The 21995-nt window shown below is 54.9% G+C and carries 23 protein-coding genes and 2 pseudogenes; 15 read left to right on the top strand and 10 right to left on the bottom strand.

What is annotated here, in order from left to right:
* Nucleotides 1-140: 140 nt before the first annotated feature.
* The 10 genes and pseudogenes from JDW22_RS14140 to JDW22_RS02435 form a co-directional block, all read left to right on the top strand.
* Nucleotides 141-1130: pseudogene (locus JDW22_RS14140) on the top strand (ABC transporter ATP-binding protein/permease); the annotation flags it as partial.
* Nucleotides 1131-1229: 99 nt separating this feature from the next.
* A pseudogene (locus JDW22_RS14135) lies at nt 1230-1886 on the top strand (ATP-binding cassette domain-containing protein); the annotation flags it as partial.
* 378 nt (nt 1887-2264) lie between these two features.
* Nucleotides 2265-3080, top strand: coding sequence for a posphoenolpyruvate synthetase regulatory kinase/phosphorylase PpsR (ppsR, locus tag JDW22_RS02470; RefSeq protein ID WP_200521556.1), 816 nt, complete (start codon nt 2265-2267; stop codon nt 3078-3080).
* Nucleotides 3081-3167: 87 nt separating this feature from the next.
* Nucleotides 3168-3611: a dihydroneopterin triphosphate diphosphatase gene (nudB, locus tag JDW22_RS02465; RefSeq protein ID WP_200521555.1), complete on the top strand. Its 444-nt coding sequence runs from the start codon at nt 3168-3170 to the stop codon at nt 3609-3611.
* Between the two features lie 318 nt (nt 3612-3929).
* Nucleotides 3930-5345, top strand: a complete 1416-nt coding sequence (gene murC / locus JDW22_RS02460; protein ID WP_200521554.1) for a UDP-N-acetylmuramate--L-alanine ligase — start codon at nt 3930-3932, stop codon at nt 5343-5345.
* A gap of 256 nt (nt 5346-5601) precedes the next feature.
* Nucleotides 5602-6531, top strand: a complete 930-nt coding sequence (locus JDW22_RS02455) for a D-alanine--D-alanine ligase (protein ID WP_200521553.1) — start codon at nt 5602-5604, stop codon at nt 6529-6531.
* Between the two features lie 9 nt (nt 6532-6540).
* Nucleotides 6541-7380, top strand: coding sequence for a cell division protein FtsQ/DivIB (locus JDW22_RS02450; protein ID WP_200521552.1), 840 nt, complete (start codon nt 6541-6543; stop codon nt 7378-7380).
* Nucleotides 7381-7394: 14 nt separating this feature from the next.
* Nucleotides 7395-8741, top strand: coding sequence for a cell division protein FtsA (gene ftsA, locus JDW22_RS02445; protein WP_200521551.1), 1347 nt, complete (start codon nt 7395-7397; stop codon nt 8739-8741).
* A gap of 97 nt (nt 8742-8838) precedes the next feature.
* The gene (ftsZ, locus tag JDW22_RS02440) at nt 8839-10020 is read left to right on the top strand and encodes a cell division protein FtsZ (protein ID WP_200521952.1); all 1182 of its coding nucleotides are present in this window, start codon (nt 8839-8841) and stop codon (nt 10018-10020) included.
* Between the two features lie 263 nt (nt 10021-10283).
* Nucleotides 10284-10472, top strand: a complete 189-nt coding sequence (locus JDW22_RS02435; protein ID WP_003795133.1) for a hypothetical protein — start codon at nt 10284-10286, stop codon at nt 10470-10472.
* Between the two features lie 178 nt (nt 10473-10650).
* Here the strand turns inward: JDW22_RS02435 and JDW22_RS02430 are convergent, their stop codons facing one another.
* The 7 genes from JDW22_RS02430 to JDW22_RS02400 form a co-directional block, all read right to left on the bottom strand.
* Entirely contained in the window at nt 10651-12558 is a 1908-nt protein-coding gene (locus JDW22_RS02430) for an ATP-binding cassette domain-containing protein (protein ID WP_200521550.1), read from the bottom strand.
* 29 nt (nt 12559-12587) lie between these two features.
* On the bottom strand, nt 12588-12824 hold the full coding sequence (locus JDW22_RS02425) for an RNA-binding S4 domain-containing protein (RefSeq protein WP_200521951.1): 237 nt from the start codon (nt 12822-12824) through the stop codon (nt 12588-12590).
* Between the two features lie 101 nt (nt 12825-12925).
* Nucleotides 12926-13714, bottom strand: coding sequence for a 3-methyl-2-oxobutanoate hydroxymethyltransferase (gene panB / locus JDW22_RS02420; protein ID WP_200521549.1), 789 nt, complete (start codon nt 13712-13714; stop codon nt 12926-12928).
* Nucleotides 13702-13839 carry a hypothetical protein gene (locus JDW22_RS02415; protein WP_200521548.1) on the bottom strand — a complete coding sequence of 46 codons (138 nt, stop codon included), beginning with the start codon at nt 13837-13839 and terminating at the stop codon, nt 13702-13704. Before JDW22_RS02415 ends, panB begins: the two co-directional genes overlap by 13 nt.
* Before the next feature lie 478 nt (nt 13840-14317).
* Entirely contained in the window at nt 14318-15115 is a 798-nt protein-coding gene (locus tag JDW22_RS02410; RefSeq protein WP_200521547.1) for a polyamine aminopropyltransferase, read from the bottom strand.
* Between the two features lie 101 nt (nt 15116-15216).
* The gene (rfbA, locus tag JDW22_RS02405) at nt 15217-16092 is read right to left on the bottom strand and encodes a glucose-1-phosphate thymidylyltransferase RfbA (protein ID WP_200521546.1); all 876 of its coding nucleotides are present in this window, start codon (nt 16090-16092) and stop codon (nt 15217-15219) included.
* A 438-nt stretch (nt 16093-16530) separates the two neighbouring features.
* Nucleotides 16531-17379 (bottom strand): class II glutamine amidotransferase, encoded by an 849-nt coding sequence (locus JDW22_RS02400; protein ID WP_235964674.1) that lies wholly within the window; start codon nt 17377-17379, stop codon nt 16531-16533.
* 214 nt (nt 17380-17593) lie between these two features.
* Between JDW22_RS02400 and JDW22_RS02395 the strand changes: the two genes are divergently transcribed.
* Entirely contained in the window at nt 17594-18154 is a 561-nt protein-coding gene (locus JDW22_RS02395; protein WP_200521544.1) for an adenine phosphoribosyltransferase, read from the top strand.
* A 102-nt stretch (nt 18155-18256) separates the two neighbouring features.
* On the opposite strand, the gene yhbY is transcribed toward JDW22_RS02395, so the two are convergent.
* Entirely contained in the window at nt 18257-18547 is a 291-nt protein-coding gene (gene yhbY, locus JDW22_RS02390; RefSeq protein WP_003795156.1) for a ribosome assembly RNA-binding protein YhbY, read from the bottom strand.
* Nucleotides 18548-18714: 167 nt separating this feature from the next.
* Here yhbY and rpsF point away from each other — a divergent pair, with 167 nt between their 5' ends.
* The 4 genes from rpsF to rplI are packed head-to-tail and all read left to right on the top strand — an operon-like array spanning nt 18715 to nt 20090.
* Complete coding sequence (rpsF, locus tag JDW22_RS02385; protein ID WP_200521543.1) at nt 18715-19089, top strand: 30S ribosomal protein S6; 375 nt, start codon at nt 18715-18717, stop codon at nt 19087-19089.
* Complete coding sequence (gene priB, locus JDW22_RS02380; protein WP_003795161.1) at nt 19090-19386, top strand: primosomal replication protein N; 297 nt, start codon at nt 19090-19092, stop codon at nt 19384-19386.
* A gap of 5 nt (nt 19387-19391) precedes the next feature.
* Entirely contained in the window at nt 19392-19622 is a 231-nt protein-coding gene (gene rpsR / locus JDW22_RS02375) for a 30S ribosomal protein S18 (protein WP_002641495.1), read from the top strand.
* A 15-nt stretch (nt 19623-19637) separates the two neighbouring features.
* Nucleotides 19638-20090 (top strand): 50S ribosomal protein L9, encoded by a 453-nt coding sequence (gene rplI, locus JDW22_RS02370; protein ID WP_200521542.1) that lies wholly within the window; start codon nt 19638-19640, stop codon nt 20088-20090.
* A gap of 169 nt (nt 20091-20259) precedes the next feature.
* Here rplI and JDW22_RS02365 read toward each other — a convergent pair whose 3' ends face one another.
* Nucleotides 20260-20691: a hypothetical protein gene (locus tag JDW22_RS02365; RefSeq protein WP_003795164.1), complete on the bottom strand. Its 432-nt coding sequence runs from the start codon at nt 20689-20691 to the stop codon at nt 20260-20262.
* Between the two features lie 32 nt (nt 20692-20723).
* Entirely contained in the window at nt 20724-21914 is a 1191-nt protein-coding gene (locus JDW22_RS02360) for a RidA family protein (RefSeq protein ID WP_200521541.1), read from the bottom strand.
* Between the last annotated feature and the right edge of the window lie 81 nt (nt 21915-21995).

Raw genomic sequence — 21995 nt, 5'->3', positions numbered from 1 at the left:
TGGTTTGATTTAAACCCGATAAGGCAGCCTGAAAACGCTTTTCAGGCTGCCTTTGGTGTGTCAGAAAGATTTGGCAACCGCTAAATCCGCCCAAACATCGTCATTCCTGTACAGGCGGAAATGACGATATAGAGATATAGATGATTTCAGCCTACCGAAAGGAAAAAATGGCATTACTCAAACAATTCCTCCACCTCGCCCGCCCGTTTTGGGGTGGCAAGACCCAATGGCGCGAGTGGCTGCTGCTGGCCGCCCTGATCGGCTTCACCCTGTTTTCCATTTTCATGAGCGTGAAAATCGCCGCGTGGGACAAACGTTTTTACGACGCGCTCGCCGCGTTCGACGGCAAAGCCATGCCCGCGCTCATCGTCGAATACTGCGGCTACATGGCCTTGATTATCGGCTGCATCGTCTGCGGCGACTGGCTGCAAAAACGGCTGGTTTTCCGCTGGCGCACCCATCTGACCGAACGCTTCCAGCAAAACTGGCTCGGCGGCCACAAACACTACCGCCTGCAACTCACGGGCGAGCCCGACAACCCCGACCAGCGCATCGCCGACGACATCTACCAGCTTGCCGACAAAAGCATCGTGCTGTTTCGTTCGTTTATCAACAACATCGCCAAATTCAGCGCATTTGTCGGCGTGCTGTGGGGCTTGTCGGGCGTGCAGCATTTCACGCTTTGGGGGCATAGCTTTACCGTGCGCGGCTATCTGGTGTGGGTGGCGCTGGCGTATTCTGCCGCCAGCACGCTGCTTGCCCATCTGGTCGGGCGCAGACTCAAAGACCTCAACATCGACCGCCAGCACCGCGAAGCCGACTACCGCGCCGCCCTGCTGCGCGTGCGCGACCATGCCGAGCAGGTAGCGTTTTATCAGGGCGCGGATGCCGAACAAGACCGCCTGCAACAGCGCTACCGCCGCATTCTCGACAACTGGCGCAGGCTCACCAACTGCGAATTCCGCCAAGAAACCTTTTGGGCGGCGTATGTGCGCATCAGCATTTTCATCCCCATCATCGCCACCCTGCCGATGTACCTCGCCAAAACGCTCACCTTCGGCGACATGATGCAGACGCGCACCTCGTTCGCCCGCGTGCAGGACAGCTTCGGCTGGTTCACCGATTCCTACCGCCGCCTCGTCGAATGGGCGGCGGTGGTGGAACGCCTGGGCGGCTTTCAGGCTGCCTTAGACAGGGCGGACAGGCAGTCTGAAAACGCCGCAGGCCGGATGCCCGAATCCGACAAAATCCCCGCCGCGCAAGAAACGTCGGATACAAGTATCCGACCTACGCCGCCGGAAACCGCAAGGCAGCCTGAAAACGCCCATCCCAACAGCCCGTCCGCCCCCTCTTCCGCTTGCGGGGGAGGGCTGGGGTGGGGGCAACCTGCCGAGCCGCAGCCGCCCGAACCCCGCCCCGCCCTTATCCTCGCCCAAACCACCGTCCACACCCCCGCAGGACGCACCATGCTGCGCCCCGTCAGCCTCACCGCCGCCGCGCCCGAATGGCTGCTGCTCGAAGGCAAAAGCGGCATCGGCAAGTCCACGCTCCTGCGCGTGCTCGCCGGCTTGTGGCCGTATTACGGCGGGCAGTACCGCATCGAAGGCAGCCGCCTGTTCCTGCCGCAACGCCCCTACCTGCCCTACGGCAGCCTGCGCAATACCGTCAGCTATCCGTACCCTTGCCGCCTTGCCGACAGCGTTTTGCGCGACATTTTGCAACAGGTCGGCTTAGGCAGCCTGAAAAACCGTTTGGACGAAGCGTCCGAATGGCACAGCCGCCTCTCCGGCGGCGAACAGCAGCGCCTCAGCCTCGCCCACGCCCTCGCCGCCCGCCCGTCCATCCTGTTTCTCGACGAAGCCACCAACCAGCTCGACGACCAAGCCTCGCTGGCCCTGATGCGGATGCTGAAAACCGCGCTGCCCGACACGCTGGTGGTCGGCATCAGCCACCAAAGCGGCGTGAAGGCGCTGTTTGACCGCAGCATTCGGCTGCAACAGGCAGAGGCAGGCTGAAACGCCGTTCAATTTCAAAACCTGCAAACTCGTTTTGTCTTCGCAAAAGCCTGTACACTCGTTTTGGCTTCGCCGAAACCTATAAACTCGTTTTGGCTGCGCCGAAACCTGTAAACTCGTTTTGGCTTCGCCGAAACTCACTTCGTTCGTTTTCAGGCTGCCTCAAACGCTCATTCAAACTATAATTCGCCTATCCCGCGCATTAGCCGCATCCGTTTATCCCGTCCACAGTCCACAAAGGAAATCGCCATGCCCGCCCCCCGCTCCGTCTTCTTCGTTTCCGACCGCACAGGTCTCACTTCCGAAAACATGGGCAACGCCCTGCTGGAACAATTTAGCGAACTTGCGTTCAAGCGCAGCACCCATCCCTTTATTGACAGCCCCGAAAAAGCCCACGCCCTTGTTGCGCAAATCAACGCCACCGCCGAGCGCGAGAACATTCATCCGCTGGTGTTTTCCAGCGTGGTCAACAACGAAATCCGCGCCATCGTCAAAACCGCCACCGCTGCCCATTTCAGCTTTTTTGATGCTTTTTTGGGGCAGCTAGAACAAGAGCTAGACAAACCCGCCCGCCACACCGTGCGCAGCCGCGCCGACGACGTAGTCCGCTACGATGCCCGCATGGAAGCCGTCAATTTCGCCCTAAACCACGACGACGGCGTGTCCGACCGCGAGCTGCAAGAAGCCGATGTGATTCTGCTGGGCGTATCGCGCAGCGGCAAAACCCCCACCTGCCTGTATCTCGCCCTGCAATACGGCATCCGCGCCGCCAACTATCCGCTCACGCCAGACGATTTGGACAGCGACGATTTGCCGCGCATGGTCAAACCCTATCGCAGCAAACTATTCGGGCTCACCATAGAACCCAGCCGCCTGCATCACATCCGCCAAGAACGCCGCCCCAATTCCACCTATTCCCACCCCAACACCTGCAAGCAGGAAATCGCCGACGCGCAAGCTATTTACCGCCGCCACGCCATCCCGTTTGCCAACACCACGCATAAATCGGTGGAAGAGCTTGCCGTAGAAATCGTTGAAGCCTGCAAACTCAAACGGCGGTTTTAAGCGGCAGGTTTTAACTAACAAGGGCAGCCTGAAAACCATACCCGCGTTTCAGGCTGCCGCAACCCATCACACACCATCAATGCAACCATGTCCAAAAAAATCCCCATCTCCGTGCTTATCCTGCTGCACGACAACGCAGGCAACGTACTTCTGTTTAACCGCCTCAACCCCGACGGCTTTTGGCAATCCATCACAGGCAGCCTGAACACGCCCAACGAACCCCCGTTTCAGGCTGCCTTGCGCGAAGTCGCCGAAGAAACAGGTTTCAGGCTGCATCCGAACCAACTGCGCGACTGGCATCGCAGCGTAGAATACGAAATCTATCCCCATTGGCGCTACCGCTATCCCGCAGGCATCACCCGCAACACCGAGCATTGGTTCTCCGCCCAAATCCCCGCAGGCAGCGCGCCCATATTAAGCGAACATTCCGCCTACGCATGGCTGCCCGCGCGGGAAGCCGCCGACAAAGTGTTCTCGCCGTCCAACCGCGAAATCATCCTTGAATGGCTCGCCCAATTTGAGGCAGCCTGAAAAAGCAAAATCGCTTGGCGTTTTACCCAATGATTTTTGCTGAATAGATTGTTTTTCAGGCTGCCTAATCGTGCGAACAAAGGCAGCCTGAAATTTAAAATGGAGCGAGCGACGGCTCGCCGACATCTTGGCAATCCACCCCACCCAATTCAACACACGCTTGGCGACAAGCCATTGCCACGCCCACTTTCAGACTGCCTTAATCGTGTAAACAAAGGCAGCCTGAAAAAATATGCAAAGCGCATAGCACAATTTCTTAACACACTTTAAAATACGCCCTTTTTTGCGCCCCAAACTCCCACACGAAAGCCCATCAACATGAAAAACAGAGTCAAAAATATCCACTTCGTCGGCATCGGCGGTTCAGGCATGTGCGGCATCGCCGAAGTGCTACACAATCTAGGCTTTAACGTGTCGGGGTCAGACCAAGCGCAAAGCGCCACCACGCGCCATCTCAGCAGCCTTGGCGTGCGCGTGTTCCCCGGGCACACCGCCGAGCATATCGACGGCGCGGAAGTCGTGGTCGCCTCCACCGCCATCAAGCCAGACAATCCCGAAATTCAAGCTGCCATCGCCCGCCATATTCCCGTTATCCCCCGCGCCATGATGCTGGCGGAAATCATGCGCTTTCGCGAAAGCATCGCCATCGCCGGCACCCACGGCAAAACCACCACCACCAGCCTCACCGCCTCCATTTTAAACGCCGCAGGGCTGGATCCCACCTTCATCATCGGCGGCAAACTCACCGCCGCAGGCACCAACGCCAAGCTCGGCAAAGGCACATGGATGGTTGCCGAAGCCGACGAAAGCGACGCGTCATTCCTCTATCTGTCGCCCGTGTTCACCGTCATCACCAACATCGACGAAGACCACATGGACACCTACAACCACGATGCCGACAAACTGCGTCAAGCGTTTATAGACTTCGTGCACCGCATGCCGTTCTACGGCAAAGCCTTTCTCTGCCTAGACAGCGCCAACGTGCGCGCCATCCTGCCCAAAATCCAAAAACCCTTCGCCACCTACGCCATCGACGACGAAACCGCCGACCTCTGGGCAAGCAACGTGCGCACCCACGGCGCACAAATGCAGTTCACCGTAAACGTCAAACAAACCGACGGCGTACAAACCTTTGATGTAACCCTCAACTGCGCAGGGCGGCACAACGTGCTCAACGCACTCGCCAGCATCGGCGTGGCGCTCGAATGCAAAGCCCCCGTGGAAGCCATCCAACAAGGCTTGGCAACCTTCGGTGGGGTAGGGCGGCGTTTCCAAAGCTACGGCGAAATCGCGCTGCCGCAAGGCGGCAAAGCCCTGATTATCGACGACTACGGGCATCACCCCGTGGAAATGCAGGCCACCCTCGCCGCCGCGCGCGGCGCATATCCCAACAACCGCCTTGTGCTCGCCTTCCAGCCGCATCGCTACACCCGCACCCGCGATTTGTTTGAAGATTTTGTCAATATTCTCAACAGCGTGGACGCGCTCGTATTAACCGACGTTTACGCCGCAGGCGAAGAACCCATTGTCGCCGCCGACAGCCGCGCGCTTACCCGCGCCGTGCGCGTGCACGGCAAGCTGGAACCCATCTACTGCGCCGATGTAAACGCCGTGCCCGAAACCCTATTGCACAACGTGTTGCAAGACGGCGATGTGGTGCTCACCATGGGCGCGGGCAGCATCAACCGCGTGGCGCAAGGCTTGGTGGATTTGGCGCAGCAAAAGGCAGCCTGAAATAAAATATATGGAACGGCGACGGCTCGTCGCCAAAATAGCCAAAACATAAAGGCAGCCTGAAACATCGTTTAGCAAGTAGGGTATGTGGCTTCGCCACGCACCACCGCAAACACTCCACCATCCCCTTTTCAGGCTGCCTCTACTCATCCACCATCACCATCGTTACAAACACCCAAGGCAGCCTGAAAACAAATAAACCCCACCCCAAAGGCAGCCTGAAACTCACCCCCGCAGCAAGAAAGCCCCATCCATCATGCAATCACCCCAATCCTTCGGCAAAATCGCCGTCCTAATGGGCGGTTTCTCATCAGAACGCGAAGTTTCCCTCGCCAGCGGCAAAGCCATCCTCGCCGCCCTGCAAAGCAAAGGCATTGATGCCCACCCGTTTGACCCCGCCGAAACCAACCTCGCCGAACTTAAAACCCAAGGTTTTCAGGCTGCCTTTAACATCCTGCACGGCACCTACGGCGAAGACGGCACCGTGCAAGGCGCGTTAGAAGCGCTCGGAATCCCCTACACAGGCTGCGGCGTGCTCGCCTCAGCACTCGGCATGGACAAATACCGCTGCAAACTTATCTGGCAGGCGCTCGGCTTGCCCATCCCCGCCTTTGCCGTATTGCACGACGATAGCGACTTCACCGCCGTAGAACAACAACTTGGCTTACCCCTGTTTATCAAACCCGCCGCCGAAGGCAGCAGCGTAGGCGTGCACAAAGTCCGCCAAGCAGGCGAGCTTGCCCAAATCTACCGCCAACTGCGCCGCGAAAATCTACACGGCGAAATCCTTGCCGAGCAATTCATGTCGGGCGGCGAATACACCTGCGGCGTGCTCAACCAACAAGCCCTGCCCAGCATTCGCATCATCCCGCAAAACGATTTTTACGACTGGGAAGCCAAATACCAACGCAACGACACCGTTTACCTTTGCCCCTCCGATTTAAGCGCAGAGGATGAGCAGCTTATGCAAAGCCTCGCCCGGCAAGCCTTTGCCGCCATCGGCGGCGGCAACACCTGCGGACGCGTGGATTTTCTGAAAGACGAAGCGGGCAAAATCTATATCTTAGAAGTCAACACCCTCCCCGGCATGACCGGCCACAGCCTCATCCCCAAAGCCGCGCAACAAAAAGGCATCGGATTTGCCGATTTATGCGTTGCCATTTTGCAAACCGCGTTCAGCAAATAGGAAGCCGCCGTGAGATTTTTGCTTTACCTGACGCTCCTATTCCTGCTGATGACAGGCGGCATTTGGCTCTCACGCCAGCCCTATTTTCAAATCGCCGAAATCACCATCATCACCCCCGACGGCACGGAAAAACTGCACCACGCCGACAAAAAACGCCTGTTTGAAACCATGCGTCCCTATTTAACAGGCAGCTTTTTCACCGTAAATCTACACGAAGCCCAACGCGCCGCCAGCAAATTAGACTGGGTGCGCAGCGTGAAAATTGACCGCATTCCCCCCGCCCAAATCAAAGTAACCATAGACGAATACGAACCCGCCGCCCGCTGGATACGCAACGGCGAACAAGCAGGGCTGGTTTCCACTCACGGCGAGGTTTTTCAGGCTGTCTATGCCGAAGAATTGCCCGAGTTTGACGGCGATGTAAACGAACAAAAAGTGATGTTTGAACAATACGAAAATTTTAATAATCAACTCAAACCTTTGCGATTAAGGATTATCCGTTTACAATATAGCCCGCGCGGTGCATGGTCGATGATGCTCAACAACGGCATAGAAGTTCGCCTCGGCAAAGACGAAACCAGCACACGCATGGCGCGGTTTGTGCAATCGTTTCCCCGCTATTTGCAAGCCAGAGCGCAATATATTGATTATGTGGATATGCGCTATCAAGACGCATTTGCCACACGGCTGCGCTCCGATGCCCCGCCGCCCGAGCCCAATATTGAAGACATGATGCTGGATGATGAACTTATCACTGCCCCCAGCAATCAATCTTCCCCCAAACAAAGCGATAAACCCAAGAAAAACATCGCCAAAATTCAAGCAAAAACCAAACCCAAAAAACAATAAACTGGAACAAAAATATGGCTGAAAATAAGCAATACGTTAGCGCACTAGATGTCGGCACATCAAAAGTCATCGCCTTAATTGGCGAAGTGGTGGCGGATGAAATCAACATCGTAGGTATGGGATTAGCCGAATCTCGCGGCTTAAAAGCAGGCATGGTTACCAACATTGATGCCACCGCCCAAGCCATCCATCAAGCAATGAGTGAAGCCGAGCGCATGGCGGAATGCAAAATTACCAGTGTGGTAACAGGCATATCAGGCAACCACATTCGCAGCCTTAATTCGCAAGGCGTGGTCAAAATCAAAGACGGCGAAGTAACCAAAGCCGACATTGAACGCGCCAAAGACACCGCCAAAGCGGTGAACATCCCCCCCGACCACCAAATTTTGCACACCGTGGTGCAAGAATACATCATCGACAACCAACCGGGCGTGCGCGAGCCCATCGGCATGAGTGGCGTGCGCTTGGATACGCGCGTGCACATCATCACAGGCGCAGTAACTGCCTTGCAAAACGTGCAAAAATGCATTGAGCGCTGTGGCTTGAAAGTAGACGAAATCATGCTGCAACCGCTGGTTTCCGCCGATGCGGTGCTCACCGAAGACGAAAAAGAACTGGGCGTTTGCGTGATTGACATCGGCGGTGGCACAACCGACATCGCCGTTTACACCAACGGCGCGATTCGCCACACCGCCGTTATTCCAATTGCGGGCGATTTGATTACCCGCGATTTGGCGCAAGCCTTGCGCACACCCTACACCGCTGCCGAGCGCATCAAAATTTTCCACGGCGTGGCGTTAGAAAACCTAGAAGGCTTGGATGAAATGGTGGAAGTGCCTAGCGTGGGCGACCGCTTGCCACGCCAAATTTCGCGCCGCACGCTCGCCAGCGTCATCGGGCCGCGCGTGGAAGAAATTTTGGAGCTTACGTTAAACGAGCTGCGCCGCGCAGGCTTCCCCGAAGAAGTTTTAACTTCGGGCATCGTGCTCACGGGCGGCGCATCGTTGCTGCGCGGCGTGGTGGAGCTGGCGGAAGATGTGTTCAACTTGCCCGCGCGCATTGGCGTGCCACAAGAAGTGGGCACACTATCCGACCGCATCCGCAATCCACGTTATGCCACAGTAATCGGCTTACTGCACGCCGCGAAAAAACGCGCCCAGCAAAACGGCATCAGCGCAGGCAAACCCAATCGCCGCACCAGCAACACCGTTGCCGAGAAGCCCGTTATCAGCAAAAACGAAAAACGCCCCTCGCCACGCGAAGACGACGAACCCGATGATTTGCTGCTGCCGCCCGAGCCGATACCGCGCAAGCCAAGCTGGATAAGCAGAACGATTAATTGGATGAAAAACAATCTCTAATCTTTTTTCAGGCTGCCTATCCCCGTTTGAAACCGCATGAGGCAGCCTGAAAATCCATTTTCACAATAACGACAAGCGCATTTTGGAGCTTAACTATATGGACAACAATTCTGTTTACAATTTAGCCGAAGGCAACACCGGACCCGCCGTGATTAAAGTCATCGGGGTGGGCGGCGGCGGCTGCAATGCCATCAACAACATGATTGACAACCCGATTCAGGGCGTGGAATACATCAGCGCCAACACCGATGCGCAATCATTGGCAAACAACAACGCCGCCAACAAAATCCAGCTGGGTGCCAGTTTAACGCGCGGCTTGGGCGCGGGCGCAAACCCCGATGTGGGGCGCGATGCGGCGTTGGAAGACCGCGAGGCGATTTCCGCAGCTATCAGCGGCGCGAATATGTTGTTCATCACCACCGGCATGGGTGGCGGCACAGGCACAGGCGCAGCCCCCGTGATTGCCGAAATCGCCAAAGAAATGGGCATTTTGACCGTTGCCGTGGTAACGCGCCCGTTCAAACACGAAGGCAAACGCGGCATCGTAGCGCAGCAAGGTATTGATTTGTTGAAACAACACGTTGATTCGCTGATTGTTGTGCCCAACGATAAATTGCTCACCGCGTTGGGCAAGGGCGTTACCGTGCGCGAGGCATTCCGCGCGGCGAATAACGTGTTGCGCAACGGCGTGGCGGGCATTTCCGAGATGATTACCAGCCCCGGTTTGATTAACTTGGACTTTGCCGACGTGAAAAACATGATGAGCATCACCGGCATGGCGATGATGGGCATCGGCGAATCCAAAGGCACAGACCGCGCGCGCATCGCCGTGGAGCAAGCCATTTCCAGCCCCTTGCTGGACGATGTAAGCCTGAGCGGCGCGCGCGGCGTGTTGGTGAACATTACCACCGCGCCCGATGCGTTTATTTTGGACGAATACGAAGAAATCATGGCGGTGGTGAACGAATACGCTTCGCCCGATGCCGAGCTGAAATTTGGTACTGCCGAAGATGAATCCATGGCGGAAGATGTGATTCGCATCACCATCATCGCCACGGGGTTGAAAGAGAAAAACGAATCCAGCCTGACCACGCACCGCCATGCGGCTGCGCCCGTTGAGCCTGATTACAGCCACAAAATGAACAGCATTTTCCGTTCGGCGCGCGATGTGCACAGCGCGAATTTGGTGGCGGCGGATTTTGCCAGCCAATCGGTGATTGATGATTTTGAAACGCCCGCGGTGCTGCGCCGTCGCGGCGGGGGCAACAAGCCCGAATAATCATTAGGGATTAGGGCGTGTTGACAATCAACATTTTGGCGGCTTTTTCGCCCTAAAACGGCATCTGCTGCGTTAAAAATACTCGCCTATGGACAACATAGGCTCGCATTTTTGCCTTGCATCTGCCATTTTATGATGCAAAATCCGCTGCAAAAGTTGAATGCTGACACGCCCTAGGGCAGCCTGAAAACGTGTTTTCCGTTTTCAGGCTGCCTATGAGAGTAGTGAATACAGGTTCGAACGTGCAATGAAAGGACGTTACCATGCAGGACACGCAATATTTGGATAAATTCCAAGCCATGCAGTTGGCGGCGATTTTGATTTCCGCCAAATCCAGCGCACAAGACGACGCGGAATTAACCCACCGCCTGTTTACGCTGGCGGAGCAAATTCGCAAGAAAGACCAAGAAGCCGTGCGCGCTTTGATTGGCAATCCGAAATTGGGTTGTTGATTAAACGACAACGCGAACAAGAAAAGGCAGCCTGAAACGGGATTTTCAGGCTGCCTTTGGTTTTGTGAAGTTTTGGCAAACAACGGCTGTATCCACCTCCGTCATTCCCGCCTGAGCTGGAATGGCGGCATCTATGTCTTTCAGGCTGCCTCGGGGCTTGGCAAAGGTTTCTATGTTGTTATGTGCTGCCGCTTTGCTTCGCTTCCAGCATTTCCCAGCGTTCCAATTTCTCCAACAACGCCAGCTCGATTTCTTCCGCGCGCGCTTGCAATGTGCCTGCTTGTTCGTAGTCCTTAAAGATGTCGGGATGGGAAAGCGCGGCGTTGATTTCGGCTTGCTCGGCTTCCAGCGCGGCGATTTCATCGGGCAGCGCGTCCAATTCGCGCTGTTCTTTGTACGATAGTTTCACCGTGCGGTTGGCTTTGGGTTTTTCTTTTTCAGGCTGCCTATCTGGCGTGGCGACGGCTGCGGCAGCCTGAATTTTGCTTTCGCGGGCTTTGGTGTCCACATAATCCTGATAGCCGCCGATGTATTCTTTCAGGCTGCCGTTGCTCTCGAACACGATGCTTTGCGTGATGACGTTGTCTAGAAACATACGGTCGTGGCTCACAAGGAACACCGTGCCGGTGTAGTCGCGCAGCAGGTCTTCCAGCAATTCTTGCGTGTCGATGTCCAAGTCGTTGGTGGGCTCGTCCAGCACCAAAATATTGGCGGGGCGGGTGAACAGCTTGGCAAGCAGCAGACGGTTGCGCTCGCCGCCCGAAAGCGAGGACACGGGCGATTGGGCGCGGGCGGGGTGGAATAAAAAGTCTTCCAAGTAGCTCATCACATGGCGTTTTTTGCCGCCGATTTCCACAAAATCGTTGCCTTGTCCGATGGTGTAGAACACGGTGTCTTGCTCGTTTAACGCGCTGCGAAATTGGTCAAAATAGGCGACTTCTTGCTTGCTGCCGATGCGGATTTTGCCACGCGTAGGCTGCAATTCGCCGAGGATGAGTTTGAGAAAGGTGGTTTTGCCGATGCCGTTGGCGCCGATTAAGCCGATTTTGTCGCCGCGTTGGATAATAGCGGAAAAGTCGTTCATAATCAGTTTGTTGTCGTATTGGAACGAGGCATGTTCCAGCTCGACGACGATTTTGCCGCTTTTTTCGCCCGCGTTAAGCTGGAACGACACTTGCCCTTGCCGCTCGCGGCGGGCGGCGCGTTGGCGGCGCAGTTCTTCCAAGCGACGCACGCGTCCTTCGTTGCGGGTGCGGCGGGCTTCTATACCTTTGCGTATCCATGCTTCTTCTTGCGCGTGGAATTTGTCAAACAGGCGGTTGTGTTCGGCTTCTACGGCGAGTTCTTGCGCTTTTTTTTCGCTGTATTTGGCGAAGCTGCCGTCGTATGAGCGCAGCGTGCCACGGTCCAGTTCGACGATGCGGGTGGCGATGTTGTCCAGAAAACGGCGGTCGTGGGTGATGACGATGAGGCTGCCTGAAAAGCCGCGCAATAGGTTTTCTAGCCAGATGATTGCGTCGATGTCTAGGTGATTGGTGGGTTCATCCAGCAGCAGCACGTCGGGTTTTTGCACCCATGCTTGGGCGAGGGCGACGCGCTTTTTTTGCCCGCCTGAGAGGTTGCCGATGCGCTCGTTTTCAGGCAGCCCTAGCTCGCTGATGGTTTGGCGGATGGCGGCATCAAATTGCCAGCCGTTTTGCGCTTCAATTTGGTTTTGCAGAGTGTTGAGTTCTTTGATTAAGTCGTTGTTTTGGCTGTGTTCTAGTTCGTGGCTGATTTGGTGGTAGCGGCGCAGCACGTCGCGCATGGTGCCCAAGCCTTCGGATACGATGTCAAACACGCTCGCTTCGGGCGGGAACACGCTTTCTTGTGGCACGTAAACGATTTTCAGGCTGCTTTGGATGATGAGTTGCCCGTCGTCGAGCTTTTGTGCGCCTGCGAGGATTTTGAGCAGCGTGGATTTGCCTGCGCCGTTGCGCCCGATGAGTCCGATTTTTTCGCCTTGCGCGAGTTGGAAGGCGGTGTGGTCTAGCAGGGGGACGTGTCCGACTGCGAAGCTGGCGTTTTCTAGGGATAGGATGGTCATGATGTTGATTTTAAAGTGAATATAGATTTTCAGGCTGCCTCTGGGTCGTAGCCTGCTTGGATTTCTAGCTCGTTGCCGTGGAGAGTGATGATTTCGCCTGCGCGGATTTTGGCGGTTTTGCGGGTTTCGGTTGCGCCGTTGCGCTGCACTTCGCCTGCGGCAATCAGAGCTTTGGCGTGTCCGCCGCTTTCGGCGAGTCCTGCCAGTTTAAGCAGGTCGCATAGGGCGATGTATTCTTGGTTTTCTAGGTAAACGGTGGCTTGCATGGGGGACTTTCGGATGGGTTGGGCAGCCTGAAACGGGGGTGGCACTTGGCTAAACTGGGTTTCAGGCTGCTTTTGGCTGTTGAGCATAGGCAGCCTGAAAACTATTCAAAGGTGTGTTCCGCGCTGGGGAAGGTACCTGCTTTAACTTCGCGCACATAGGCTTCAACCGCGGCTTGGATGCTGGTTTGCCCATCCATAAAGTTTTTGACGAATTTGGCGGTTTTGCCGTGGTACACGCCGAGCATATCGTGCATCACCAGTACTTGCCCATCGGTGTCTTTGCCTGCGCCGATGCCGATGGTGGGGCAAGAAACGCTTTGGGTGATGGTTTTGCCCAGCGCGGCGGGCACGCATTCCATCAGTATCATGCTTGCGCCTGCTGCGTCGTGTGCTTGGGCATCTGCCAACACGGCTGCGGCGGCATCACCGCGTCCTTGCACTTTGTAGCCGCTCAGGGTGTTCACATATTGCGGCGTTAGCCCGATATGGGCGCAGACGGGGATGCCGCGCGCTTGCAGAAATTCGGTGGTTTCGGCAAATACCGCGCCACCTTCCAGCTTGACCATGTGCGCGCCTGCTGCCATCAGCGCGGCGGCTGCGGCGAAGGCTTGTTCTTTGCTTTGCTGATAGCTGCCAAAGGGCAAATCGGCAAGGATAAGGCTGTGGCTGTTGCTGCGGGCAACGTTTTGGGTGTGGTAAACCATGTGTTCTAGCGTTACGGGCAGCGTGCTGCTTTGCCCTTGCACGGTCATGCCCAGCGAGTCGCCAATCAGCAGGATTTCTACGCCCGCGCGGTTCATCAGGGCGGCGAAAGAGGCTTCGTAGCAGGTAAGCATGGCGATTTTTTCGCCGTCGGTTTTCATTTTTTTGAGTGTGTTTAGGGTAACCATAGTTCGTATTCCCGTTTGATTTTTAGGATGAGCGCGGCGCGCTCGGCTTCGTCTGGTGCAGAGGCGATGGTGCGTAGCCATTCTTGCAGGTTGTCTTTGTGTTGCATGAAATTAAGTAAAGACAAGAGTGCTCCTTGGTCGGTATAGATGATAAGCCACTGATTGGGGGGGGAACGCCCATTGAAGAGGGTTGCGAAGTCTATTTTTTTTCCCGCGCATCTTGTTCCAAGCGATAAAACGCTGGGGGCGGCGATGCCGGGATTTGAATCTGGACGACTTGAAGCGTGATATTTTGAAACGGCCCGCGAAGAAAGCGGAGCTTCGGCGCAAATCAAGCCCTAGCGGCGAAATGATGAGCTGCGGGCTTCGGTCAAATTGCCGGCGCAGAATGACAATGGCGGGCAGCACGAAAATGGCGGCAAATACGAGCATTAGCGGCTTAAACCTCTGTTTTTCCCACAAGTCAGTCCAAAACCAGTGTAGGTGGCCACCAGAAAAAAACACACACAGAAGGAGCGCCATGCACTCGCCCAGTCCAATCGTGCTGTTTTGGATGACGATTTTCGGCAACATCTTTGTTCTCATTTTGTTAAAGCTCCGTTTTCAGGCTGCCTTGAGTTGGAACGCTTTGCCGTTGTGCGGATTGCGCGCCTTTGCGTCCGCCAGCATTCGGAGAAAGTTTAAGCCGTATTGCTGCGATAGGGTTTCCGCACGCTTTTTCAGGCTGGCGAGCCGAAGGTCTTCGGGGGTAGCCTGAAAGGCGAGCACGGCGATGTTGCCATGCGTTTCGGCGGGAATTTCCAGCACACGGTTGTGGAAAATCGTGCGCAGGCGTTGGATAAACAGCGGATAGCGTTTGTCGCCGCTCCACCAGTTGGTCACGAAAATGCCGTGTTCGCTTAGGGCTTGCTGGCTGTCGTGGAAAAAAGGTTCGCCCACCAGTTCATCAATAATTTGCACGCCGTCAAAGCCGTCCACCAAAATCAGGTCGGTGCTGCGATTCAGAATTTGGACGTATTCCGCGCCGTCCGCTTCTATGATTTGAAACTGCTCACCTTCGGGCGGCAGGCAAAACGAAGCGCGGGCGATTTTGATCACTTGCGGATTGATTTCAATGCAGATTTGCTTGGCTTCGGGCAAATATTCCGCCAGCCAGCGGGCAAACGAGCCGCCGCCCAAGCCGATTTGCAGGATGTTTTGCGGCACATCGTCGGCAAACAGCATCCAGCCCATCATCGCGCGGCTGTATGACAGCACCAGTTCGCTGGGGTTGTGGATGTTCATGGAGCTTTGGATGGTGGGCGTGCCTAGATGCAGGGAACGGATGTTGCCCAGCTCGGAGATGTTGGCATCGGGCAGCGTGTGGCGAAAGAAGCGGGAACGGCGAAAAGGGTGGGTCATGTTTAATCTGGCGCGAATAAAAAGGGTTGAGGCAGCCTGAAAATGGGATGCGAAATGGAAAAAAGGGCGGATGGGAAATCCGCCTTGCTTTTTCAGGCTGCCTATTGGTTTTCTTTGTTGATGAGACGCAGCAGGTGTTGCCCGTATTCGTTTTTCTTCATCGGCTCGGCAAGTTGGCGCAGCTCATCGGAAGTGAGCCAGCCGTTGCGCCAAGCGATTTCTTCCAAGCAGGCAACTTGCAGGTTTTGGATGTTTTGAATGGTGCGCACAAAGGCGGCGGCATCGTGCAGGCTTTCGTGTGTGCCCGTATCTAGCCATGCGAAGCCGCGCCCCAGCAGTTGCACGTTCAGGCTGCCGTCGTTCAGATACATTTCGTTTAGGCTGGTGATTTCCAGCTCGCCGCGGGCGGATGGTTTAACTTGCTTGGCAAAATCCACCACGCGGTTGTCATAAAAATATAAGCCTGTTACCGCCCAATCGGATTTGGGCTGTTTGGGTTTTTCTTCAATAGAGAGCACTTTTTTGTTGTCGTCAAACGCCACCACGCCAAAGCGTTCGGGGTCTTTGACTTGGTAGGCAAACACGGTTGCGCCGTGTTTTTGCTCGGCCGCGGCTTTGAGCGTTTGGCTGAAATGTTGTCCGTAGAAAATATTGTCGCCCAACACCAAGCAAACGTTGTCATCGCCAATAAATTCTTCGCCGATGATAAAGGCTTGGGCTAGCCCGTCGGGGCTGGGCTGCACGGCGTAGCTGATGTGGATGCCAAAGCAGCTGCCATCGCCTAATAAGCGGCGAAAGGCGTGATTGTCTTCGGGCGTGGTGATGACCAAAATTTCGCGAATGCCTGCCAGCATCAGCACCGACAGCGGGTAGTAAATCATGGGTTTGTCGTAGATGGGCAAAAGCTGCTTGGATACACCGCGAGTGATGGGGGAAAGACGGGTACCGCTGCCGCCAGCTAGGATGATGCCTTTCATGTGATTTCTCCTTATTTTGCGATTGTGGATGGGGTTTGGCTGGGCTGAAATGCGCTTTGCTCGGTTTCAGGCTGCCAAAAAAAGGCACTATTTTACTGTGTTTAAGGTTGAGTGCCTATTTTTCAGGCTGCATGGGTTGCGGCAGCCTGAAAACGGTTGGGCGTGAGACGCAATAAACGCATGGAAAACAATAGGATGTTGCTGTTAAACGTTTTCAGGCTGCATCAATGGCGGGCGCGATGGCAACAAAAGGCAGCCTGAAAACGATTTTAGGCAACCTTTTTTCAGGCTGCCTAAATGGGTGATTTTTTGCCATTTTAAAAATTGCCAAGCAATGTGTGAACTTTTAAAGCGTGGGTATGGCGGCAAGACGCCATGAAAATGCTCAAACCCAAGCAACGCCCAAGGCAGCCTGAAAATGGGTTGTGAACAAGACTTTTACACGCTCACGCCTGCTTTGCGCGCGATTTCTAAACCTTCTTCTTGGGTTAAATAAACGGGGTTTTCGGGGCGGTGGCGGCGCACAAGTTTGCCGTGGTCAAACATCATCAGCTCATCGCAGGCGAATTGCCGCCATGTTTCGTTGTCGGTAAGGGGCAGGGTGGTGATAACGGTTACGCGGTCGTTGGGCGTGGTTACTTTGGCGAAGTCTATTGCCATGTCTTCATCAATCAGATGGGCTTGCCCAAAGGGCGGCTGGCGGGTGATGTAGTAGAGCAGGGTGCTGGCGTGGGCATACATCACCCGCCCGTCCGATAGGATGAAGTTGAACATGCCATGCTGGCGAATCTCGGCGCACAGCTCGGCAAGCGCGTCAAACAGCGTGTTGGGGCAGGGGCGGTCGGGGAATTGGGCGCGCAGGCGGTTGAGCAGATAGCAAAAGGCTTGCTCGGAATCGGTGCTGCCAACGGGGCGATAGGCTTTGCCGTTGAAATCGGGGGCGAAGCTGGGGCGCAGCTGCCCGTTGTGGGCAAACAGCCAGTAGCCGCCCCACATTTCGCGCTGGAATGGGTGGGTGTTTTCCAGCGAGTTGATGCCTTGCGAGGCTTTGCGGATGTGGGCGATGACGTTTTCTGATTTGATGTGGTAATTGCGAACCAGCTCGGCAACGGGCGATTGCGCGCTGGGCTTGTCGTCTAAAAACAGGCGCAAGCCGCGCCCTTCAAAAAAGCCGATGCCAAAGCCATCGGTGTGGTGGTCGGTGAGCCCGCCGCGTTTGGAAAAGCCTGCGAACGAGAAGCCGATGTCGGTGGGGGTGTTGCAATTCATGCCGAGTAGTTGGCACATGGGGTGTTCCTTGTTGGGGGTGGTTGTGGTTGGGTGATTGGTTGTTTTAGCTTCGCTGAAATTCGCTTTGCTCATTTTAGCTTCGCTGAAATTCGCTTTGCTCATTTTAGCTTCGCAACTCCGCTTCGCTACGCAGGCTGCCTATTATTTTCAGGCTGCCCGAAATGTAAAATGTGATTATAATGCGATTTTTACTTATGGAAATCAACAAAAAATGCGTTTTCACCCAGATGTGATGGGCGTGGATAATCTCGCCGCACAAATCCGCAAAATCCCCAATTTTCCCAAAGACGGCATTCTGTTTCACGACATCACCACCGTATTGCAAAGCCCCGAATATTTCCGCTTGCTGGTGGATTTGTTCACCTATCACTACATGGGGCAAAAAATAGACGTGGTGGCAGGCTTGGAAGCGCGTGGATTCATTATCGGCGCGGCGTTGGCGTATCAATTAAACGTTGGCTTTGTGCCGATTCGCAAAAAAGGCAAGCTGCCGTTTGACACCATTTCGCAAACCTACGCGCTGGAATACGGCGAAGCCACGGTAGAAATCCACAAAGACGCCATCCGCGAAGGCAGCCGCGTATTGTTGATTGACGATTTGGTGGCAACGGGCGGCACCATGCTGGCAGGCGTGGAGCTGATTCGCAGGCTGGGCGGCGAAGTGGTGGAAGCCTGCGCCATTTTGGAATTCACCGATTTGGACGGCGGCAAAAAAATCCGCGAAAAAAACGTGCCCTTGTTTTCATTGCTGAAAAACGACGGGTCGATGTAACGCCATCCTGAAATATAAAAACAGCTCAATCCGCGCGATTTGAGCTGTTTTGGTTTTTAGCTTCGCAGAAGCTCGTAAACCCGCTTTCAAGCTGCCTAAGGGTTATTCGTCATCCGGGCGTTCGCGGTACAATACCAACAGTTTGCCGATATGCTGCACCAACTGCGCCCCTGTTGCCGCGCACAAAGCTTCGCCAATCAGCAAACGCTCATCGCGCTCGTCGCCCAACACGCGCACTTTAATCAATTCATGTGCACGCAATGCCGTTTCCGTTTCGCGGATGACCGCCTCGGTTAAACCATGCTGGCCCACCATCACCACAGGGTTCAAATGATGCGCCCGAGCGCGCAACGCCAAAATTTCTTGTTTGCTTAAAACGGGTTTCTTTTCCATTCGCTTCTCGTTGTTGATTGTTCATAAAATCTAAAGCGCGATTATACGCGAAAACCAGAAAAACTTGCGCTCAATCGCCAAACATTATTATAATCCGCCGTTTTGCAACCTTGCTGCCCGCAATCGCATGGCGGGCGGCTGTTTTTAACCAACCGTAAGGAGATAACATGCGTCATTACGAAATCGTGTTTATCGTTCATCCAGACCAAAGCGAGCAAGTGCCCGCTATGGTTGAACGCTATAAATCCATGATTACTGAAGCAGGTGGCAAAATCCACCGCTTGGAAGACTGGGGTCGCCGCCAATTGGCTTACCAAATCAACAAGTTGCACAAAGCACACTATGTGTTGATGAACATTGAAGCCACCCCCGCAACCATCGAAGAGTTGGAAACAGGTTTCCGCTTTAACGATGCCGTGTTGCGTCATCTCACCATCCAAAAGAAAGCAGCCGTAACCGAGCCATCTGTGATGATGCAAGGCGAAAAATCTAAAAATCTGCTTAACGGCGAAGCTGCTGGTGAAGCAACTGCTGAAGCCTAATTGAACAATCAGTTTCAGCTCACCGCTCTGTTGCACAAAGTGGATGTTTTGCGCTACACGCCGGCAGGTGTTCCTGTGTTGGATGTGGTGTTGCAACACGAAAGCGTGCAAGAAGAAAACGGTTTGCAGCATCAAGTCAAATTTGAACTGCCCGCAAAGATTATCGGTGAGCAAGCCAAAGCATGGCAACACAAAATCGGCACAATGGTTGAGGTGAGCGGCTTTTTAGCCCAACGCAGCCAAAGAATTTTCCGCCCTGTGTTGCGAATTCAAAATATTCAAGAATATAAAGGTTAAACGACATGGCTCGTCAAACATTTAAACGTCGCAAATTCTGCCGTTTTACGGCTGAAAAAATCCAAGAAGTGGATTACAAACAAGTTGATTTGCTTAAAGACTTCATTACTGAAAACGGCAAAATCATTCCCGCTCGCATCACTGGCACAAAAGCGCACTACCAACGCCAATTGGCTGTTGCTGTGAAACGCGCTCGTTTCTTGGCTTTGTTGCCTTACACTGACCAACATAAATAATTAGGAGTTCACATTATGCAAATTATCTTGTTGGAACGCGTTGCTGGTTTGGGCAACTTGGGTGATGTGGTAACCGTAAAAAACGGTTACGCACGCAATTTTTTGATTCCTACTGCCAAAGCCAAACGCGCTACCGAAGCAAACTTGAAAGAGTTTGAAGCACGCCGTGCTGAATTGGAAGCAAAACAAGCCGCTATTTTGGCTGATGCGCAAGCGCGTCAAGCTAAATTGCACGGTCAAACCATTACCATCGCGCAAAAAGCGGGTGTGGACGGTCGCTTGTTCGGTTCTGTTACCAATGCGGATATTGCTGCGGCGATTGTGGCTACTGGTGTGGAAGCGTTGAAATCTAACGTTCGTTTGCCAGAAGGTCCGTTCAAAGCGGTTGGCGAATACGAAATTGAAGTGGCTTTGCACGCTGATGCAGTAGCAACAATTACTGTGGCTGTGGTTGCTGCGGCTGAGTAATTTTGCTGATTAAAGGGCAGCCTGAAAACGATAAATAGTCGTTTCAGGCTGCCTTTTTGCGTGTGCGCGGTTTATTTACGCGATAGGAGCGGACAAAAAAGGGCGGATGGGAAATCCGCCTTTTTGCATTGCCGGTTGTTTGATTGCGCAAACGCGTTTTCAGGCTGCCTTAGTGTTGCATCAGCCCCAAATAGGTTTCCGCGCATTTGAAACCGAAGCCTACATAGGCGCGGTTGAGCGCTTCGTATTTCACATCGGCTTCGGTGCGCCCGCCGCGGCTGAGTGCGGTGTTGAGGTGCCCCAAGTGGGCGGCGGCGTGTCCGATTTCGGCTAGGGCGAGAATGTAGGCGGTTTGGCTGTTGTCCATGTCGGCGACTTCTTCCACCAGGTGCGACATCACGCGAAACCAGCGTTTGGTGCCAAGGTCAATGTCTAATTCGCCTGCGCCGAATTTGCGAAAATCGCGCAGGGCGGATTCTACGTGGAATAGGGTGCGCGGATGGGCTTGGTCTTTCAGGCTTTCGGCTTGGGCGATGGTGCGCTCGTAGTAGTCGTAGAGTTGGTCTAGCGAGTAGTCGGTGATGTCGTAGAGTGTGGTCATGGTTTTGTCCTTTGCGGGGGGTAAACTTTGTTTCAGGCTGCCTTTTGGATGTGGGCGACGGATTCCAGCTCCACCAGCAAATCGTCGCGGCACACGTCGCCGATGGTGTAAACCACGGGCACGCCTTGCAGCTGCTGTTCGCACACGGCGCGGACGGTTTCGTAATCGGCGGCGTGTTTCACATAGGCGCGGACAACGGCTAAATCTTGCAGCGTTGCGCCGTAGCCTGCGAAGCCTGATGCGGCGAAGTTTTCGGGGGCGATGAGCGCGGCGATGTTGAGCAGCGTTTCTTCGGTTTGCTTGGCGGTGTTGCCGATGTGTTGGGTTTCGGATGCGGTGATGGAGGCGGTGCCCGACACATACACGGCGGCCTGGTTGTCGTATATCACCGCCATGGCGCGGGCGAATTTGGGCGTTTCGGGGCTGTAATGTCGCGCGTATTCAAAGGCGGGGGTTTGGCGGGGGTTTTCCAGCGGCAGGGTGAACACGTCGGCGCGGTCGGTAATCAGCGCGGTGCTGCCCAATGCCACGTCTTCGCCGCCCATGCCGATGCCTGTGGAGGCAGGGTACACGTCAAAGTTGGGCTGGGTTTTCAGGCTGCCTTTGAGAAATTGGGTGTCGCCAAAGGCATCGGTGCGGGCGCGGTTGAGTTCTTTGTAGCGTTGTTCTTGGTTGGCAACGCGGTTATCGGGGGCGACGATGCTGCCCATGTAGAACCATGTGCGGAACACTTGATCCAGCCTTGCGCCGCCTTGTTTGAGCAGAGCGATGTTGTCGTTTAACACGGCGAGGGTGTCGGCGTAGGCATTTTCGCGCGGGGCTTTGCCGCCGAGGTAGGCATCGGCATGGGTGTGGATGAAGGTGATGCCGTTATGCTGCACGGTGGTTAAGCCGTTGTTTACGCGGGTAACTTCTGCGCCCGACACGGCAACGATTTCGGCGGCGAGCAGGTTGCCATCGGCAGGGGCTTGGCTCACAAACGCGGTCAGCGGCTGCGCTGCGCCTTGTTGCGCGGCAAAGAACTGCGCGGTTTCGTCTAGGCGGTTGGGATCGCGTAGGAATACGGTTTGGCGGATGATTTGTTTGTCGGCAAAGTGTTGTTGGATTTGCGCGACGATGTCGGCGGCTTGTTCGGCGTAGCTTGCGCCGCCTTGGGGGACGATAACGGCGTAGGCGTAGTTGGAGAAGCGGTCGGCTTTGAATTGGGTTTGTTGCGGGGTCATGGGTGGCTCCGTTGGGGGGGGGGGATTGAGGTGAGTGAAAAGTTTTTATGTTTTCAGGCTGCCTTGGGCGCGCCGATAAAG

Source organism: Kingella bonacorsii (genome assembly GCF_016623605.1).
GTDB lineage: Bacteria > Pseudomonadota > Gammaproteobacteria > Burkholderiales > Neisseriaceae > Kingella_B > Kingella_B oralis.
The sequence above is the reverse complement of the archived record's forward strand: the minus strand, read 5'-3'. Positions and strand labels throughout refer to the sequence as shown.